Origin of the sequence: Chryseobacterium sp. (assembly GCF_041914225.1) — a bacterium.
Taxonomy (GTDB): Bacteria; Bacteroidota; Bacteroidia; order Flavobacteriales; family Weeksellaceae; genus Chryseobacterium.
The window spans coordinates 1-18,408 of record NZ_JAYSDT010000030.1 but is presented as its reverse complement, the minus strand read 5'-3'; the positions used below and the strand labels follow the sequence as shown (position 1 = coordinate 18,408).

The 18,408-nt window shown below is 38.5% G+C and carries 14 protein-coding genes; 8 read left to right on the top strand and 6 right to left on the bottom strand.

Translation table 11 applies throughout. The features are described from left to right. Positions 1–13: 13 nt before the first annotated feature. Complete coding sequence (locus ACE3RB_RS13570) at positions 14–409, bottom strand: VOC family protein (protein ID WP_374464697.1); 396 nt, start codon at positions 407–409, stop codon at positions 14–16. A 120-nt stretch (positions 410–529) separates the two neighbouring features. On the opposite strand from ACE3RB_RS13570, the gene ACE3RB_RS13565 reads away from it, so the two are divergent. After that, positions 530–1,720, top strand: coding sequence for a hypothetical protein (locus tag ACE3RB_RS13565; protein ID WP_374464696.1), 1,191 nt, complete (start codon positions 530–532; stop codon positions 1,718–1,720). A gap of 75 nt (positions 1,721–1,795) precedes the next feature. Here ACE3RB_RS13565 and ACE3RB_RS13560 read toward each other — a convergent pair whose 3' ends face one another. Together ACE3RB_RS13560 and ACE3RB_RS13555 are read right to left on the bottom strand one after the other, a co-directional pair. Then, positions 1,796–2,614, bottom strand: coding sequence for a DUF4249 domain-containing protein (locus ACE3RB_RS13560; protein WP_374464695.1), 819 nt, complete (start codon positions 2,612–2,614; stop codon positions 1,796–1,798). A gap of 3 nt (positions 2,615–2,617) precedes the next feature. After that, positions 2,618–4,948 (bottom strand): TonB-dependent receptor domain-containing protein, encoded by a 2,331-nt coding sequence (locus ACE3RB_RS13555; protein ID WP_374464694.1) that lies wholly within the window; start codon positions 4,946–4,948, stop codon positions 2,618–2,620. Positions 4,949–5,357: 409 nt separating this feature from the next. Between ACE3RB_RS13555 and ACE3RB_RS13550 the strand changes: the two genes are divergently transcribed. From ACE3RB_RS13550 to ACE3RB_RS13535, 4 genes are all read left to right on the top strand, one after another. Continuing rightward, a complete protein-coding gene (locus ACE3RB_RS13550; protein WP_374464693.1) occupies positions 5,358–5,960 on the top strand; it encodes a TlpA family protein disulfide reductase in 603 nt (200 codons plus the stop codon). A 601-nt stretch (positions 5,961–6,561) separates the two neighbouring features. Then, positions 6,562–7,278, top strand: coding sequence for a hypothetical protein (locus ACE3RB_RS13545; protein WP_374464692.1), 717 nt, complete (start codon positions 6,562–6,564; stop codon positions 7,276–7,278). Positions 7,279–7,465: 187 nt separating this feature from the next. Further along, the gene (locus ACE3RB_RS13540; RefSeq protein WP_374464691.1) at positions 7,466–8,254 is read left to right on the top strand and encodes an SDR family oxidoreductase; all 789 of its coding nucleotides are present in this window, start codon (positions 7,466–7,468) and stop codon (positions 8,252–8,254) included. A gap of 271 nt (positions 8,255–8,525) precedes the next feature. Further along, on the top strand, positions 8,526–12,011 hold the full coding sequence (locus ACE3RB_RS13535; protein ID WP_374464690.1) for a DUF2723 domain-containing protein: 3,486 nt from the start codon (positions 8,526–8,528) through the stop codon (positions 12,009–12,011). A gap of 61 nt (positions 12,012–12,072) precedes the next feature. On the opposite strand, the gene ACE3RB_RS13530 is transcribed toward ACE3RB_RS13535, so the two are convergent. After that, the gene (locus tag ACE3RB_RS13530) at positions 12,073–12,885 is read right to left on the bottom strand and encodes a helix-turn-helix domain-containing protein (protein ID WP_374464689.1); all 813 of its coding nucleotides are present in this window, start codon (positions 12,883–12,885) and stop codon (positions 12,073–12,075) included. 130 nt (positions 12,886–13,015) lie between these two features. On the opposite strand from ACE3RB_RS13530, the gene ACE3RB_RS13525 reads away from it, so the two are divergent. Genes ACE3RB_RS13525 through ACE3RB_RS13515 form a run of 3 tightly spaced genes read left to right on the top strand, consistent with a single transcriptional unit; the run spans position 13,016 to position 16,992 of the window. Beyond that, a complete protein-coding gene (locus ACE3RB_RS13525; protein WP_374464688.1) occupies positions 13,016–14,338 on the top strand; it encodes a TolC family protein in 1,323 nt (440 codons plus the stop codon). A gap of 4 nt (positions 14,339–14,342) precedes the next feature. Then, positions 14,343–15,407 carry an HlyD family secretion protein gene (locus tag ACE3RB_RS13520; RefSeq protein ID WP_374464687.1) on the top strand — a complete coding sequence of 355 codons (1,065 nt, stop codon included), beginning with the start codon at positions 14,343–14,345 and terminating at the stop codon, positions 15,405–15,407. Then, the gene (locus ACE3RB_RS13515) at positions 15,400–16,992 is read left to right on the top strand and encodes a beta-carotene 15,15'-monooxygenase (RefSeq protein ID WP_374464686.1); all 1,593 of its coding nucleotides are present in this window, start codon (positions 15,400–15,402) and stop codon (positions 16,990–16,992) included. The genes ACE3RB_RS13520 and ACE3RB_RS13515 overlap by 8 nt, the downstream gene beginning before the upstream one ends. Positions 16,993–17,102: 110 nt before the next feature. On the opposite strand, the gene ACE3RB_RS13510 is transcribed toward ACE3RB_RS13515, so the two are convergent. Together ACE3RB_RS13510 and ACE3RB_RS13505 are read right to left on the bottom strand one after the other, a co-directional pair. After that, positions 17,103–17,606 carry a transposase gene (locus tag ACE3RB_RS13510; RefSeq protein WP_374464685.1) on the bottom strand — a complete coding sequence of 168 codons (504 nt, stop codon included), beginning with the start codon at positions 17,604–17,606 and terminating at the stop codon, positions 17,103–17,105. 13 nt (positions 17,607–17,619) lie between these two features. Next, a complete protein-coding gene (locus tag ACE3RB_RS13505; RefSeq protein ID WP_374464684.1) occupies positions 17,620–18,075 on the bottom strand; it encodes a MarR family winged helix-turn-helix transcriptional regulator in 456 nt (151 codons plus the stop codon). Positions 18,076–18,408: the final 333 nt, after the last annotated feature.

The following is an 18,408-nucleotide window of genomic DNA, read 5'->3' as shown; positions in this document are numbered from 1 at the left end:
AGTTGTTTAAAACTTAACTGAATTTTTTCACTGCCTCTTCGCTTACCGGAGTGAAAAAGTTGATCATATTTCCATCCGGATCACAAAACAAGAGAGATCGGTTTCCCCAAGGCATTGTTGTTGGCTCCTGGATGATTTCAGATGCTATCTCTTTAATCCTTCCATATTCTTCGTCTACATTTTTAACCAGAAATTCGATAATGGTTGATTTTGTTCCTGCGAAATCTGTCAGACCTTCTGAGAACATTTGCATTGTCCGGGTACTTCCGATAGCGATTGTGATAGAATCAGCAGAGAGTTCTGCAAAATCTTCTGTATACCATGTGGCAGCTATGCCTATAACCTGTTCATAAAATGCTACTGCTGCTTTGATGTCTTTACTGATGAGTCTTAATGAGGTAAGTTTCATAAGAATATTTATTAAAATTATTTTAACAAAGGTAAGAGGTGGTTGTGACAGCAGATTGTCAGTAGTTATTAACCGTTTTTATTTTTTTGATTAAATTTGATTGTACCAAAATGATAATCCATGAAAATCAAAGTATTAACTCTTTTTCTCCTTTTCCTTAGTCATGCCTTTTATGGCTGCAGCATGTTTAAAATGACCCACAAGGGAAAGACAATCGTTGGAAATAATGAAGACTGGGTAAGTCCCAATGCTGAAATCTGGTTTGAGCCTAAACAACAGGATAAATACGGAGTAGCCTATGTTGGTTTTATCAATCGGTTTCCTCAGGGAGCCATGAACGAAGCCGGGTTAGTTTTTGATGGATTTGCCACTCCGGAAATTTCAGTTCCCAAACAGGAAGGGAAGGTTCAAAAGCCGGTTCGGGATATTGTACATTATGTGATGGCAAATTTTAATACAGTTCATCAGGTAAAGGACTATCTGTCTGCCATAGATATGAGTTTTCTGACTTCCAGTGTGATGATGTTTGTTGATAAAACAGGAGAATATTTACTTGTAGAAGGCGGAGCTTTGGTTCTGGGAAATCAGGAATACTATATCCAGTCGAATTTTAATCCTACAAAAAGTACCGTTGAAGAAGATAAGAAAAAGCTGGATTATTATATGAAAGGTGTCAGTTTTCTTAAAGCCCGGAAACCTGACGGAACACCAGCTTTCTGTTCTTCAGTGATGGATCAGATGCATGTGAAAGATACACAGTATACCAATATCTATGATCTGAATAAAGGAACAATACAGCTTTTTCTCCACCATGATTTCTCTCATTCAGTCGAAATTAATCTTGAGAAAGAATTGAAAAAAGGGACTCATTCCTACATGATGGCAGACCTTTTTCCTGCCACCTCAGAAGGTGTATTATTTTATAAAAAATATAATGATGCAGATAATCCTGCGGGATATCTCCAGGATATCTGGGCAAAAGGAACAGCAGGTAAAACCAAAGAAGAAATTGAAAATTATAAAGCTACATCAGGATTAGCCTGGCTCAGCAATTATATCGGATATGAATGGATGCGGGACAAAAAACAAATAGGCGCGGCTATTAAAATTTTTACCTTTGCTACAGAAATGTACCCTGAAAATGCTAATTTATTTGATAGCCTGGGAGAGGCTTACTGGATGGCGAAAGACTATAAGGCTGCTATTATGAACTATGGTAAATCATTATCCCTTAACCCTAAAAATCTGGATGCTATTGATATGCTCATGAAAATCAAACAGGAGCAGGAAAAAACTGAAAGTAAAAAATAAATTAATAGAAATTGGTAAGCTGAGATAAAACAGAATTAAAAAGGATATTCCAAAAACGGAATATCCTTTTTAAATTTATGGAGTAACAGGGGGCTGGATTACAAAAGTCTCCGTATCTGTTGTATGGGCGGAAAAATATCCCAATGCTCCGTTGCTGATATTGCTTGGAGGGTTAGCTGGAGTAACGGTTCCCCCATTACCGCCTGAGATCTGAAGCAGAGCACTGTAATAAGTGAATACATTCGTATCTATAGACTGCATTTCCACATGAATTTTATCTCCTACAATTACTTCGTGATCTCTGCCTTTGTTATCATCATTAGGAAGGATGAGAGGCTGCTGGTTGGGCAATCCGTTATTGACATTATCTGAAATTGTATTTATGTATTTTTTAGAAAGATCATTGATTGTAAAAATGAAAAGGTAACGGTTCCCGAGCGGCATTGGGTCTGTAAAGAGTGGTAAGAGGGTATAAGTAATCTTATCACCAAATTTAAAAGAGCTTTGCTTCAATCCGTCAAAATAAACCACTTCAGGCATTTTGCTCTGGGCTGTATATTCTTTTCCTTCAGCCTGTACCTTCAATGTATAGGTTCTGCCGGGGGAGCCTGTAAAAGTTGAGGTTTGGTACATTCCGTTTCCTGTATACTGAAGTGTTTCGGTCTGACCCATATCATCACTTAAAATAACCTGGGCGCCGGTAACAGCAGGGTATTGATTTGGTTCTGAAAAACCTACTGATTTTGTGATTTTTACGGTGTAAGGACCTGGCTGGTTCGTAACATTTCCTTCAATGACAATGTTTCCGCTCTGATCATTCAGATCCAGATCGATTTCTTTTTCACAAGAGGTTAATGCCAGGAGAGATAATATGATATAAAATGTATTTTTCATGATTTAGAATTTGAAATTATATGTGATGTTAGGTACCCAGCGGAATAAAGAGGTCTGCATGGCACGGGTGGTTCCGGGACGGTCAGGATTGTCTTCGAAATTAATGGTATAGGCATTTTCACGGCCATACAGATTATAAATACCGAATGTCCACGATCCGCGGAAACGCTTATTGGAGCTTGGTTCATAAGTAGCACTTAGGTCCATTCTGTGATAAGCAGGCATTCTGTCTGCATTTCTGTTGCTGTACTGGAATATGGTTTGCCCGTTCAGCTCATATTTCCCGGTAGGGAAAGTAACCGCATTTCCTGTACTGTAAACGAACAGCCCTGAAAAACTCCACTTCGGATTAAGCTGATACGTTGCAACAATGGAAAGATCATGTGTTTTGTCCATTCTGGCATTGTACCATTCATTATTGTTGATTCCGTTGATCTTTCTTTCCGTTTTGGAAAGCGTATACGAAATCCATCCTGTAAGTTTTCCGCTTTTCTTTTTGGCGATAAGTTCCAGCCCGTATGCTCTTCCTTTTCCGAATAACAGTTCACTTTCTACATCCGCTCCTGTGTCAAAGCCAATCTGAGCCCCGTTTTTAAAGTCGATCTGGTTTTTCATGTCTTTATAGTATACCTCAGCATTCAATTCATAATTGTTGTTGTTGAAATTTCTGCTGTACCCAAGGCTGATCTGATCTGCAATCTCCGGTTTTACCGTATAGCTGCTTCCGATCCACTGATCGGTAGGATTTCCACTGTTGCTGTTGCTTAACAGGTGAAGATTCTGGGTATTTCTGGAATAACCTCCTTTCACACTGCTCACTTCATTGATGCGGTAGTTGGCACTGATCCGCGGTTCAAGATTTACATAGGTTTTCCCGAATTTTCCTTTTTCCAGGAACCTGCTGTCGGTAAGCACTCCATTCTCATAAGTATTGAAGGTATCACCTCCCAATACACTGAACATGGAAAGCCTTGCCCCGTAATTGATGGTCAGCTTCTCCGTTGCTTTATAATCATCATTGATGTAAACCGCATTTTCCCATGAATATCTCGGATTTCTTACAAAACTGCTCACCGTAGTACCGGAAGCGCTGCTCGGAGTTAAGGTGTGATAAATAGACTGCAGCCCGAATTTCACAGAATGCTTGTTTCCTGCAAACCAGGTAAAATCCTGCTTCAGATTCCAGTCACGGATTTTTGAATTTAAATCAAATACCGTATCATCATTTTTCAGACTGATTTTATAATCATAATTACTGTAAATAAATGATGTATTGGAGAATAGCTTGCTGCTGATGATACTGTTCCATCTCAACGTGGCTGTAGTATTTCCCCAGTCTGTATTGAAGGTGTCTCCCAGTCCCAGAACATCTCTTCCGAAATACCCCGAAAGGTAAATACGGTTGTTTTCATTGATCTGATAATTGGCTTTCAGGTTAAGATCATAAAAGTACAGCTTGTTGTCTTTATAATCCTTACTTGTCTTAAGGAATAAATCGGCATACGTTCTTCTTCCTGAAACAATGAATGATGATTTTTCTTTCTGAATAGGACCTTCCACACTCAGCCTGCTGCTGATCAGACCGATTCCTCCGTTCACGTTATAGTCTTTATTGTTTCCGTCTTTCATTTTGACATCCAGCACAGAAGAAAGACGGCCTCCATATTGGGCAGGGCTGTTTCCTTTGATGATACTGGCATCTTTCAGGGCATCATTGTTGAATGTGCTGAAAAAACCAAGAAGATGGGAGGCATTATAAACCGGTGCTTCATCCAGCAGGATCAGGTTCTGGTCGGTAGCGCCACCTCTTACACTGAATCCGCTGCTTCCTTCACCGTTACTTTTGATGCCCGGTAAAAGCTGTATGGTTTTCATCATATCCTTTTCCCCGAAAAGAACAGGAAGCTTTTCTATACTTTTAATGTTTAACGTTTCCGCTCCCATTTGGGCAGAGGTTAAGTTTTTATCCTTTTTTATGGCCGTTACCACTACTTCGTCAATAGTTTTGGTCTCTGTTTCCTGAGGAATAAGGGGAAGATCCAGTTTTATATTCTGATCCACTTTGATCTGCTGTTCAAAATCCTTATATCCCGGGTTGGAAATAACGAGAGTATAATTTCCCTCAGGTAGTGATAAGGAATAAAATCCATATTCATTGGCTACAACATTAATGGCGGGATCTTCACTTACCTTTACAGATACTCCGATGAGCAGCTCACCGTTTTTTTTGTCTTTCACCGTCCCACTTACGGAATAGGTTTTTTGGGCTATTGCCAGAGTACTGAAACAGAGCGCAGCCGTGGCCGCGGTAATTTTTAGAAAGGATGTTTGCATTAGTTTATTTTAAAGTAGTAGATCTCTTATCTATGAATTAGTTTTTTGATAATGTTCGATTAGTTGGATGAATAGGGGATTTGTTACACGTAATGTGTTAATTATGAAATAAATCTGTTGGAAAATCAGATTTTTGAAAATATAAAGAGCAGTTAAAAAGTAAGTCTCCTGCATAAAAGATAATATTATGCATCTTATATTGATTTATCTCTTTATTTTTCATTGGTTATATTAAAAAGTAAATTATTAACGGCTGTTGGATGAATTTTATTACTGACATGATGAAATTTCCAGTTTATTTTTGTTTAAATCCCCTTTAGGAATTAAGGTATTTTGTTTTAAAAACTATTTACGTGAATTTTCGATCAAAATATTTACCCTATATTGGCAGGGAATTAAGCGGAAGAATATGGAAAATCTGAAAATCTGGTTGAAGAGAAATGGCTCTACTGCAGTACTTACAGTGTTGTTCATTGTCATATTGGTGAATAAAGATGCAAAGGCATGGCTCATGAGGCAGGTTGCTTCCACCGGAATCCTCAATTCCGAAATATCAGAGGCAAAAGAAATAAAAAATACTTTAAACCATGATTCTTATACCGGTTTTATACTGAAAAATGAAGACGGAACAATGATTGATGTTTCCGCTTTACACAATAAAGTAGTCTTCATTAATTTCTGGGCATCATGGTGTCCTCCCTGCAGGGCGGAGTTTCCGTCTGTTCAGAAGTTATATGACCGATACAGAAACAATCCGGATATGGTATTTCTTACGGTAAACCTGGATGATAATATAAGTCTTGGGAAATCTTATTTAAAAGAGAAAGGCTTTACGGTTCCTTTTCTTACACCAACTGGAAATATCCCAGATGTATTGTATAGCGGATCTTTACCCACAACCGTTGTACTGGATAAAAAAGGTGAAATCCGTTTACACCATAAAGGCGTTGCCGATTATAGTAAAGATTCATTTTATAAACAGATTGATGAACTGCTGAACGAAAAGCCATAATTTAAATTTGATAATGAGTTCCTTTATCCTGCCTGCTTGCAGGAATAGAAGCTGAAACACCGGAAAAAATATTGTACAGATTGTGGTTAAGTAGGCCGTCAGTAGAATCAAAAGAAGACCTTTGGATATAATCAAGGGTTTTCTTTTTTTAGTTTCCTTAATAAATGTTCTGTAAAAGATTATGATTTTCTCAAAAGTATGAAATTCGTTTTTTTCAAAAAAATGCTGGTTTTTATATCAAAATAACCATTCTGTTGATAATTAAGAAAAGAGTTATGAATGCTTTCAGTTATTATAAATTTTGTATAAACGTTCTGTAACAGAGATTGAATGTATTGAAAAATTAACAATTATTTTTTATGAAAATTAGTTCTCTTTTGTGTGATATTTATTATATTTGTTTTAGTATAAATTAATTACTTCAACTAAATAATAGTTATTATTGAAATAATATAATGTTTATGTTAAATAAATCATATAAATATTAATCTAAAATAGAATTATTATGAAACACAAACTGATCTATTCTTTATTTTTTTTAACCGGAAATTTTATTTTTTTAGGTGCTCAGGTAGGTATTTAGACTTCTAATCCACAGGGAGTGTTTAATATTGATGGAGCTAAGGATAACCCGGCTACAGGAACACCTTCAACAGCACAACAGGCTAATGATGTGGCGGTTACTACAGCAGGAAACATGGGGATTGGTATTACTGCCCCTACGAATAAACTTCACGTCAACGGAACCGATCCGCTGCGTTTGCAGGGAGTTGGTACAGGAAGTAGCTCTACAGATCCGCTGTTGGTAATTGATGCTAATGGTATAGTGAAGAATATAGGGACATTAGGAGCTTTATCTATTCCCAGTCCGGCAGTTTTCAGGCTGGAAACCACACAGTCTAACTTTTTACAGGCGCAGGGAGCAGGTGGATCACAGGTAGTACCCATGTCTGTTGTAAAAAACTCAATTCCGGGCATGAGTTATAACGCAGCCACCAGCACAATTACATTTCCTGCAGGAACTTACCAGATTACATTTGTTTATGAAGCAATACATAATGCTACAGGATGTACAATAAGCTCATACTTTGTAGATTTTCCACTCAATGCAACTACTTCAAGAATTCACAGTACCGCATCACATTCTGAGGGAGTACTTTCCAATCATGGAGGAACAATTACTTATGCAACTACTGTTCCTGCCAATAAAACCTGGACAATATCACTGGGAAGAGGCCAGTCCGGTAACTGTGGAGGAGCTGGAATGCAGTTGTCAGCACCGTCTACTCAAGTACTTGTTTTCCGAATCGGAGATTAATTTCCTGATAGTTCCCGATCAGGTATTATTCTTTCGGCGAAGATTCTATTAACACAAATAGTAAAAACATCGGCTAATGCTGATGTTTTGTTATTTTATGAAATAGAGTTTCTTATATGATTTAAAATGACTTTAAAAGTAAAGATTTTCATACATTTATAGAGATTAATCAATAGTCATTATACAGATGAACATTCAACTTTTTTCAAAAAATGCTTTAGTAGGAGGAGCTACGCAGGGAATAGGAGCGGGAATTGCCATTGAACTGGCAAAGTGCGGGGCCAATGTTACCGTTATGTCCCGCAATGAAGCTAAACTTAAAGATTTTGTTTCATCTCTGCCGGTTATGAATGCCGGTCAGAAACATGAATATCTTGTTGCTGACTTTTCGGATTTTGAAAGCTATAAGAAAATAATTGCAGGATATTTTAAGGAACATTCAGTAGATATCCTGGTTAATAATACCAATGGTCCGGAACCCGGCCTTGCCCTTGATAAGAATCCTGAGGATTACCAGAAAGCATTTGACCTTCTTTTTAAAACAGTTTGTGAAACAACATTACTGGCTTTACCTCATATGATCCAACAGAAAAGCGGACGTATCATTAATGTTTCATCACTTTCAGTAAAAGAACCGATCGGAAATCTCGCATTATCCAATTCAATTCGTTCTGCTGTAATCGCATGGGCCAAAACCCTTTCCAATGAAATTGCACAACATAATATTACGGTAAATAATGTGTTGACAGGGTATTTTGATACTGAAAGAATTCAGAAACTGGTTGCCCATGAAGCTCAGCAAACCGGCAATTCTGCAGAAGAAATAAAAAAAGCGAGGGAGAATAAAATTCCGATGAAAAGATTTGGTAAGCCGGAAGAATATGGACATCTGGTGGCTTTTCTGGCGTCTGATTATGCAAATTATCTTACCGGAACAAGCATTCCGCTGGATGGGGGATTGAATAATACCTATTAAAATTTTACCAACTAAGAAATATGCATATTTTAAACCACAAAAGTCACAAAGTTTTTTGAGTCTGTTTCTAAGTTTTCTATTTTGAATTAAAGTACACTTAAGTTATTTGAAATCTTTGATTTACTTCTTCTTATATGAACTTTTTGCAACATTGTTTTTAAACTTAATTAAACTACTCCAAGACTTTTGTGACTTTGTGGCTTTAGAATAAATAAGGGAAATGTAATAAACTCTTTCTCCCGGTTGTCATATACATATTGGAAAATATGATATGAAAAACTGGTCTTTTAAAAAATGGAACACCGTACTGGGATGGTTCCTTTTCGCTGTTGCGCTTATTACTTACCTTTCAACCATTGAATATTCTCTGAGTTTCTGGGATTGCGGAGAATATATCTCTTCAGCCGTAAAACTGGAGGTAACCCATGCTCCGGGAACTGCTTTATTTCAGATTGTGGGAGCCGTGGCGAGTATTTTTGCATTGGGGAATGCTGAAAATTATTCCATTGTGATCAATGCCATGTCGGCGTTATTCAGTGCATTTACCATTCTGTTTCTGTTCTGGACGATCACTCATTTTTTAAGACGGCTTTTACATAAAGATTTTGAAGATATTACAAAACATCACGAAATCTCTATCCTATTTGCAGGAGTTATCGGTGCTTTATGCTTTACCTTTTCAGATACCTTTTGGTTTTCTGCCGTAGAAGGAGAGGTGTATGCGATGGCTTCCCTGTTTATTGCGTTGCTGGTATGGCTTATCACAAAATGGGAGAACGAATATAAAGCTGCTGATAATGAAAGATGGGTTATTCTTATTTTTTTCATCATAGGACTTTCTGTGGGAGTGCACATGATGTGTATGCTGGCTATTCCGGCTATATGTCTGGTATATTATGCAAGAAATTATACCTTTTCGTGGAAAAGCTTTATAACAGCCAATCTGGTTACGCTCGGAATTCTGGCTTTTGTATTCAAGATTATTTTCCCTTTGATTATGACCTTGTTTGGACAGCTTGAGATTTTCTTTGTGAACGGTTTAGGGCTTCCTTTCCATTCAGGGACAATTGCTGCGTTTGTTCTCATGATCCTAATAAGTTATCTCCTGATTAAGTATGCCGGGAAAACCAAAAAGAAGGTATATCAGACTGTAGTTTTATCCCTTGTTTACATGATCATTGGCTTCTCCTGCTGGCTGGTGATTCCCATCAGGGCCAACGCCAATCCTCCAATGAACCTTAATGATCCGGATACAGCTATCGGGATGAGAGATTATTACAACAGGGTGCAATATGGAGACTGGCCTACCATCTACGGACAGAATTACACTGCATTTCTCGATAAAAACGGACTGGAAAAAGAGGAGGACGGAAGCTACAAAAGGGACATCACCGGAGATATTTATGAAAAAGATGAAAAAACCGGAACCTACAGAAAAACCGGGGAAAGATTCAATTATGTGTTTAATAAATCTCACATAAGCTTTATGCCAAGAATGTTCAACGAGGACAAAGAAGTGATGGCTAATTATATTTCTTTGTACGGAGCTCCTGATTTTAGCTTTAATTATGATAACGAAGAGGTGGCAGACAATCCTGAAGCCCACCGTATTTTTGATGAACTGAGAGCAAAATATGAAGGAGATTCTATCACGGCAGAAGACTATCTGAAAGTAAAACCATATGATCTGATCAAGGTACAGCGCCCTTCCTTTGCACAGAATATGGATTATTTCATCTCGTTCCAGAACGGATATTACTTTGTGAGATACCTTATGTGGAATTTTGTTGGTAGACAGAACGATCTCCAGGGCCATATGGAAAATACCAATGGTAACTGGATTTCAGGGTTTTCTTTCATTGATAATGCTTTGCTGGGCGATCAGGATCATATGCCTGCCCGGTTTAAAAACGAAAGTACCGTAAAGTTTTTCTTCCTTCCATTGATTTTAGGTCTAATTGGTTTCTTTTTCCAGCTCAACAGGGATTTCGGGAGGTTTTATGCCATTCTTTCGCTGTTTATTCTAACCAGCGTGGGAATAGTTTTCTATACCGGAGTAAAACCGTTTGAGGTAAGGGAAAGAGATTACGCCATGGTGGGCTCGTTCTATGCTTTTGCCATCTGGATCGGTCTGGGTGCGGGATCCATACTTTGGTTTATTCAGTCTAAGGTAAAATCCAATGCTGTCAATATTGTTTTGGGAGCTGTATTGCTGGGAATTCCTTTTATGATGGGATTCCAGAATTATACTTCCCATAACAGAAGTAAAAAGACAGCAGCCCGTGATTATGCCTATTCATTGTTACGTTCACTGCCTGAAGATGATATCATTTTTATTTATGGTGATAATGATACATTCCCGGTATGGGCTATTCAGGAAACAGAAAGATTCAGGGACGATGTGAAGACTGTCAATTTCACCCTTTTAGCCACTCCATGGAATATTGATCAGGTGAAAAGAAGAACCTACAATGCCATGGGAATTCCGGGTGAATTAGCGCATGAGGAATATAGAGACGGAGTGAATGATCAGGTATATCTGATGAAAAAAGAAGACTGGGAAGGGTTTTTCCAAATGCTGAAAGAGCAGGGGGCACCGGAAACCGCTTTCCGGGATTTCAGAAAATACCTGACACAGGATTCTCTGACGTTGAAAGATGCCATTAAGTTCCTGAAACTAAAATCATCTGAAAAAGACGAACTTCTGAAAATGTACTTCGGGGAAAAACAATATGAAAAATATAATATTCTTCCGGTAAGCAAATTTATTCTCCCTGTGAACAAAGAAAATGCTGTAAAAGCGGGAATTATTAATCAGGCTGATGTTCCGGATGCAGTAGATCAGATTATGATTAATTATGAAGCGAACACCCTTTACAAAAGCAACCTGATGATGCTGGATATGCTCGCGAATTTTGATTGGAAGCGCCCGGTAAACTTCTCATCAGGCGGAATGTACGACAGTGAAAATATTTTTTATCTTGATGAATATCTGCAGTTTGACGGTTTCAGTTATAGGCTGGTGCCTATCCATACTCCTCAGGGATCCGGTGGAGATAAAGGAAGGGTAGATGCCGGTTCTCTTTATCAGGTGGTAAAAAATTTCAGATGGGGAAATTTTAAAGATCTGAGTAATTATTATGATGAAACAGCAACGTCAAATATTCTGGGCTACAGAGTGTCGGTGAGCAGAGCAGTATCAGCACTTATGGTAAGCGGACAGAAAGCTAAAGCGCTGGAGTTACTGGATCTTGCTGCAAAAGAAATTCCTGTGGAGAAATACAATGACCCACGTTCATTGAGTGCCATCGTTACCGGGTATATTGTTGCAGGACAGGAACAGAAAGGGCTTCAGCTGGCCGAAATGCTTAAGAAAGAGATATTTGAAGAATATGATTACTATCAGAGTCTCTCACCATCATTTAAAGCGGTGGCAAAAAGACAGATGAGGTCAAAACCGATGGAATATGCACTTGTTGTTTCAGCGGTTACCGATGCTTATAAAAGCTTGGGACAGAATGAAAAAGCGCATGCCTACCTTTTAAAATCGATTGAGCCCATCGACAAAAAATTCAATGTTTTTATAAAAGGACTTCAGCAGATGGGCAAAGAAAAAGCAGTGAAGGAATCCGAAAATATACGCCAGATTGCTCCTTTTTACCAGTATCTGTTCAACGTTATGGAACCTTTTGATTCCGCATATTCCGGAAAAAAAGAAATTGAGATTACCAGCGCGATGATGAAAGTAACGCAGTAATAATAAACAAAAAGCCTTTAAGCAAACAGTTTAAAGGCTTTATTATTTAATTCAGGATTGTTTAATCTGTAAGATTCTGAATGCCTTTATTGCTCTTCCTTAAATCCGAAGGCCTGGATTGGGTGAATTCATGAAAAGTATCGCTAAAAGCACTGATAGAGCTGTAACCGACATCATCTGCTATTTCATTGATGGGTTTGTCCGTATTTAAAAGCAGTTCAATAGCCTTGATAATTCTTAAGGTTTTCAGGTACTGCAGGAAAGAAATATCCATATCCGCTTTGAACAGGCGGGACAAAGAACGTTCACTCAAACCAAACTTGCTGCTTACATGGGCCAGAGTAAGCCTTTCCCCGATATTCCATTCCAGATAAGATACAATTTTCATCATCTGTTTATGATGAGTAGCCGGAAGAATAATGGGCAATGGCTGTTGATGGGTTTTGGGAAGAATTTTTTTTAATGCTACCAGGAATTCAAAATTTTCGTCTTTTGCGGTAACATGTTTTTCATCCCATATTTCAGTATACTTTATCATCTGGATCAGCAGTTCGGAGGCCGGATAAATTCCCAGTCTGCTGTAAAAAGGATCTGAAACATCATCATGAGCATAAAAATAAAGAGAACGCAAGACCGTTGCGGTGTGCCCGATTTCTAAAATATGTTCCATCCCTTGCGGAATCCAGAAGAAATGTCTGGCCGGAACCACATAGGTTTTGTTATCAATGGTAATGTAAGCGATACCGCCCTCCACATAGCTCAGCTGTCCTTTGGTGTGCTTATGAAAAGGAATCAGCTTTTCCGATTTTTCATGCATGACAAATACACTTTTATCATCCTTATCGATATCCGGAAGCGCAGCAATTAATCCCATAAAAAATTAAAATATCAATGAAACTGCAAATATAACCATTTGGCTGGAATCATGTAAAAGTTGACTATTTTAGATAAAAATAATCTCCGGATTGCCAATAAATTTGCAGTGCAATAATTCAAAAATTCAAATGAAAATTTATGTCGCCGGACTGCTGATGCTGGGAGTTTCCTATACCATATCGGCTCAGACAGACAGTCCAACAAGGGATACCATACGACTCTCCTTAAAAGATGCATGGCAGAAAGCTGAAGAAAACAGCCGTCATATCAGAATCAATACCATCAACGCAGACATTGCCGAAGCCGAAGTAAAAGATGCCAAAAGAGAACGTCTTCCGGAAATAGAAGTCAAAGGGTCGGCAGAAAAAGCATCCAACATTCCCATCTATGAAAACGGAATTTTTTCCAGACCTGTGCAGCATGAAGTCATCCACACGTTGTACAGAGCCGGAGCGGATTTTTACCTGAATATTTACAACGGGAACAAGCTGAACCTTAAAATTAAGGAAAACCAGACCCTTCAGAAAATTAAGGACATCCGGAAAGAGCAGTCGGTTTCAGATATTCATTATAAAACAGCAACGCTTTATCTTGAGTTGCAGAAAACGTTAATCTTCAGAGATCTTATTAAGCAGGATATTGAAGATCAGAAAGCCCAGCTCAAAGAAATACAGGCGCTTTATAAAAACGGAGTGGTTTTAAAAAGTGATGTTTTAAGGATTGAACTTGAGCTTTCAAAACGGAAAATGGCCCTGGTGACCATAGAAAATGATATCCTCATCGCTACACAGAAGCTGAATATTATTCTGGGGATCCCTGATGATCAGGTTGTTATTCCGGAAGTGCCATCCGGTCAGTGGAATGAGAATATTTCTTATAATGAGTATCTGAAAATGGCGCTGGATCATTCTTTTGACTATCACGTTTCAGAGCAGCAGACCGCATTAAGTGTAATTAAACTAAAGCAGGTGAAAGCCAATGTAAGACCTAAAGTCGGGATGTATGGAGAATTTTACTATGCCAATCCACAGATTTTCCTGTATCCTTACAATCCTTATTGGTATTCTTTGGGAATAGTGGGAATAAAAGCTTCGTTTTCCATCTCTTCCCTGTATCATAATACCCAAAAGGTAAAGGCAGCACAGCTGGAGTTTGAAAAAGAAGAGGAAGCACACAAGGATACGGAAGATAAAGTAAGACAGCAGGTGAAAGAAGCCTATCTGAGATATCAGGAAGCTCTGGAACAGATCAAAGTGGCAGAAGCCAATGTAGCCCAGGCAAAGGAAAATGCAAGAATCATCAAAAATACTTACTTCAGCCAGACTTCCCTTATTACAGAACTGCTGGATGCGGATATACAGCTTCTTCAGACAAAATTTGAGCTGGAAGCGGCAAAGATTATGGCACAGAACAATTATTATTTACTACAGAACATTACAGGCGTTTTATAATACAATGAAAAAAAAATATACCCCAACCGACAGACTGATCACGAAGATCACAGGATGGATTTCACTTGCTATCGTTGCCGCACTTGCTGTCTGGGGCGGTTTTACCTTAAAGAATTATTATGCATATGAACAGACCAATGATGCCCAGGTGCAGGAATATGTAAACCCGATTATTTCAAGAGCCGGAGGATTCATTGTTGCAGTAAAATTTGAGGAAAATCAGGAAGTAAAAAAAGGAGATACCCTTTTAATCATTGATAACCGTGAATATGTTCTTCAGGAAAAACAAACGCAGGCAGCCCTCCGTAAAGCCTACGCCCAACTGAAAGTCCTGGAAAGTACTACAGAAACTACGGAAAAAGAGGCTGCCGCAGCAATGGATCAGGTAGATGCCAATAAAGCAAAGGTTTGGAAACAAAAGCTTGATTATAACAGGTACAAAAAACTATATGATGAAGAATCTGCCACCAGACAGCGTCTTGAAGATGTAAAAGCAACTCTTGACATCAATGAAAGTGATTACAGATCTTCACAGGATAATTATGCAGCCTCAATATCCAAAATAAATGATATCCGGGCGGAAAAAACGGTTGTCCTTGCAGAAATTGCCAGACTGGAAGCACTGCTGGACCGTCATAAGCTGGATGTGAGCTATACAGCCGTTACTGCAGCATATGACGGAAGGATGGGAAGAAGAACCGTTGAAGTAGGACAGATGATTGATGCAGGAGAAACACTTGCATTTATAGTCAATAATGAAACCGACAAATGGGTAGTGGCCAATTATAAAGAAACGCAAATCAAAGATATGCATATCGGAGATCATGTAAAAATTGTTGCAGACTCTTATCCTGACAGAGAGTTTAAGGGAACCATCATTTCACTTTCCCCGGCAACAGGTTCAAGTTTCTCATTGCTTCCGCCGGATAATTCCACAGGGAATTACGTGAAAATTGTACAACGTATTCCTGTAAGAATCAGGGTGGATGGACAAAGAAAAGACATTGATATTCTGAAAGTAGGAATGAATGTAAATGTATATGCCAATAAAAAGCATTCCAATGGCTAAAAGACAGATGCCTTATTTCAAAAAATGGGCTCCCGAATGGCTTGTTAAAATCATCCTTTTTTCAATGACACTGCCGGGGATCATTATCTTTTTTCTTCCGCTTGCCAATGTGAATGCGGCGGCGGGATATTACGGAAGTGAACCGGCAGATATCCAGTTTTCAGTAGCATTATTTTATGCCGGATATGTAGGCTTTTACAGCCTTGAAAGAAGATTTTTCAGTTTCCTGGCTGCGAAAGAGTATTTTCTGCTTTTTACCACGCTGCAGATCCTGGCCTGCCTGGTCTGCTATTTTACGCATGAAATCTATATACTGTTCCCGATACGCTTCATGCAGGGAATGCTGTTTGCAGGGAACGTAAACCTTTCACTGACTCTTATTTTTACAAGATTAAGCAGCGAAAGAGGGCGGGAGATCAGCTTTTCAGTGTTCTTCGGAATTCTGATCTGTGCTTTGCCTTTTAACAACCTGATCACAGCAGATCTTATTGATTCCTATAATTTTAATATCGTTTATAAGACAGCCATATTCTCATACCTTCCGGGACTTATTTTTCTTACACTGGCTATGAGTAATTACAGAACCCATGCAAGATTTCATTTGTACAAGCTCGACTGGCAAAGTTTTGGGCTGTTTAGTACGATGCTGGTGCTGATCGGGTATATTACCATTTTCGGACAGGAATATTATTGGCTGGAAGACATGCGGATTATGGGAAGTATCATTGGAATTGTTGTTTTGGGTGGAGTATCAATATTTCGTCAGCAGGCTATCAAAAGACCTTATATTGATCTGCGGGTTTTCAGGTACAGAAATTTTAAGGTAGGTCTGCTGATCCTTTTTGTGATGTACATCTGCCGGTTTGCATCAGGGATTGTCAATAGTTATTTTGCAACAGAGCTGCATCTGGATCCGTTTCACATCTCCTATATCAATATTTTTAACCTTGCAGGATTGGTTACAGGTGTGATTATCGCCTGCTGTATGGTTTTACAGAAGAAAAATATAAGATATATCTGGGGCCCCGGATTTTTGTTGCTTCTTATCTTTCACGGATTAATGTATTACTCTTTTGATGTTCAGGCTGATGAGTTTAATTATTATATTCCATTATTCATTCAGGGATTGGGAGTAGGATTAATTATGGTTCCGACGATTATTTTTATTATCTCCTCAGTTCCTGCTGCCATTGGCCCTTCAGCTGCTGCAACGGCCCTGGCGGTACGATATTTCGGATTTTGTATCAGCATTGCATTGATCAATTTTTTTGAACTGTTTGAAAAAAGCCGTCATTATAACGCATTTCAGGATCATTTAAGTGCTGTGGACCCGGCAGTTAAAAATTTTCTTCATCAGCAGACCGCTAAACTTGTTGCAAGAGGAATGCCTGAAGGTAAAGCCGTAAAAGCTGCCAATAAGCTGTTGATTGGAAGGATGAATGTTCAGGATCATGTCCGTTTTGCAATGGACTATTACGAAATGATGGTGTGGCTCCTTGCAGCGTCACTGTTATTGATTTTTCTTTTTCCTTACCTTAATCGTACTGCTCTTTATCTGAAGTCACGCAGATTATCACCTGCGTAAGGAAATGTTTTAACAAAAAGTATAGCTTATCAGCTGATTTTATAGTAGAGTGCTGAGACTGTCTGATCAGGCAGTCTCTTTTTCTTATATTTAAATTCTGTGGCTGTTCATCACTGGTGAAACCCGAAAAGTTTAATACAGAGAGGAATAAAACCTATCGAAACGGCAATATAAACTGCTACCCGGATATAGTTAAGCGTTTTCCAAAGCGATATTTTTGTTAAGATTTGTTCCGGAACCGAAGAAGCTGCAGCCAGATTCTGAAACTGGATAATATGGGGCGCAAAAAAAGTAAGTGTCCATACTCTTACAGCGGCATGAATGATGAATAATACCAGAAGCCAGTTCCTTACCGGATCTATTTTCCAGCAGAAAATAATGGCAAGAATGAAAGCGATTTCATGCAGTGAGTGGAGTATAATCCAGAAAAAATTCAGGCTTGCTCCTTTTCCATCCTGAAGAAACTTAAATGTCTCGGGTGGGGAAGAGGCCCATTTGGGTACAAAAATAAGGGTCTCAAAAATCTGTGCGCCATTCATGAGAAAATAAAGCAAAGTTGTAATGCAAAGCCATATTTCTGCGCGGGTGATATAGGTGGTGGTTAAACTTTCCATGGTTTTATATTGTTTATTGGTTGTTTAAATGGTCTGCTGTTTCTTTCATAAGAATTGTTGCTTCCCTGAAATAGCGTTCAATGGTTTCTACTTCTTTTTTTGAAAAGGTAGAAATTAAGCGCAGTGTTTTTTGTTGCAGTTCATCGAAAATGGGCCCCAGTAATTTCATGCTGTTCTCAACATTTGGGATAATGATCACTTTTCTTCGGTCTTCCTGAATAAACTGTCTTTTCAGAAGATTCTTTTTCTCCAGACGATCTATTAAACCTGTTACAGCACCGGTTGTAAGGCCTGTCAACTTAGAAATTTCTCCGGCTGTAACCGATTCATACTGCAGAATAAGTCCCAGGTATTTATGATCGGTACTGGAAAGCCCTGCCTTTCTGGCAATGGCCTCATGCATGAAAATACTGGCATCGGAATAAGCTCTGCTGGCTTCTCTGAAATTTCGGATATTATATTTTGTCATTAATTTACTTATTTGATAATTATCTTAGTTGCTAAGATATAATTTGTTTTTTATTCTGCCAAACATTTTCTTTACCCCAAATGACAGCTTATCTGTCAACTATGATGATTGCTGGAAAAATTCAGTAAAAAAATAAATAGCGTAATTGATTTATAAACAGGTGTTTGACTTTTTTGGGGTGAAATTTATTACAAAAAAGCGTTGGAAAATTTGGAATTAAGGAGGGTTTTCCTATTTTTGCAGTCCCTTAAACAAAGGGATTTACTTGAAAAAGTAAGCGGCCGACTCGGTAGCTCAGCTGGTAGAGCAATACACTTTTAATGTATGGGTCCT

What these genes read in the sequence shown, in the direction of transcription:
- ACE3RB_RS13570 (WP_374464697.1), bottom strand. Translation starts at nt 409, where the DNA reads ATGAAACTTACCTCATTAAGACTCATCAGTAAAGACATCAAAGCAGCA.
- ACE3RB_RS13565 (WP_374464696.1), top strand. Translation starts at nt 530, where the DNA reads ATGAAAATCAAAGTATTAACTCTTTTTCTCCTTTTCCTTAGTCATGCC.
- ACE3RB_RS13560 (WP_374464695.1), bottom strand. Translation starts at nt 2,614, where the DNA reads ATGAAAAATACATTTTATATCATATTATCTCTCCTGGCATTAACCTCT.
- ACE3RB_RS13555 (WP_374464694.1), bottom strand. Translation starts at nt 4,948, where the DNA reads ATGCAAACATCCTTTCTAAAAATTACCGCGGCCACGGCTGCGCTCTGT.
- ACE3RB_RS13550 (WP_374464693.1), top strand. Translation starts at nt 5,358, where the DNA reads ATGGAAAATCTGAAAATCTGGTTGAAGAGAAATGGCTCTACTGCAGTA.
- ACE3RB_RS13540 (WP_374464691.1), top strand. Translation starts at nt 7,466, where the DNA reads ATGAACATTCAACTTTTTTCAAAAAATGCTTTAGTAGGAGGAGCTACG.
- ACE3RB_RS13535 (WP_374464690.1), top strand. Translation starts at nt 8,526, where the DNA reads ATGAAAAACTGGTCTTTTAAAAAATGGAACACCGTACTGGGATGGTTC.
- ACE3RB_RS13530 (WP_374464689.1), bottom strand. Translation starts at nt 12,885, where the DNA reads ATGGGATTAATTGCTGCGCTTCCGGATATCGATAAGGATGATAAAAGT.
- ACE3RB_RS13525 (WP_374464688.1), top strand. Translation starts at nt 13,016, where the DNA reads ATGAAAATTTATGTCGCCGGACTGCTGATGCTGGGAGTTTCCTATACC.
- ACE3RB_RS13520 (WP_374464687.1), top strand. Translation starts at nt 14,343, where the DNA reads ATGAAAAAAAAATATACCCCAACCGACAGACTGATCACGAAGATCACA.
- ACE3RB_RS13515 (WP_374464686.1), top strand. Translation starts at nt 15,400, where the DNA reads ATGGCTAAAAGACAGATGCCTTATTTCAAAAAATGGGCTCCCGAATGG.
- ACE3RB_RS13510 (WP_374464685.1), bottom strand. Translation starts at nt 17,606, where the DNA reads ATGGAAAGTTTAACCACCACCTATATCACCCGCGCAGAAATATGGCTT.
- ACE3RB_RS13505 (WP_374464684.1), bottom strand. Translation starts at nt 18,075, where the DNA reads ATGACAAAATATAATATCCGAAATTTCAGAGAAGCCAGCAGAGCTTAT.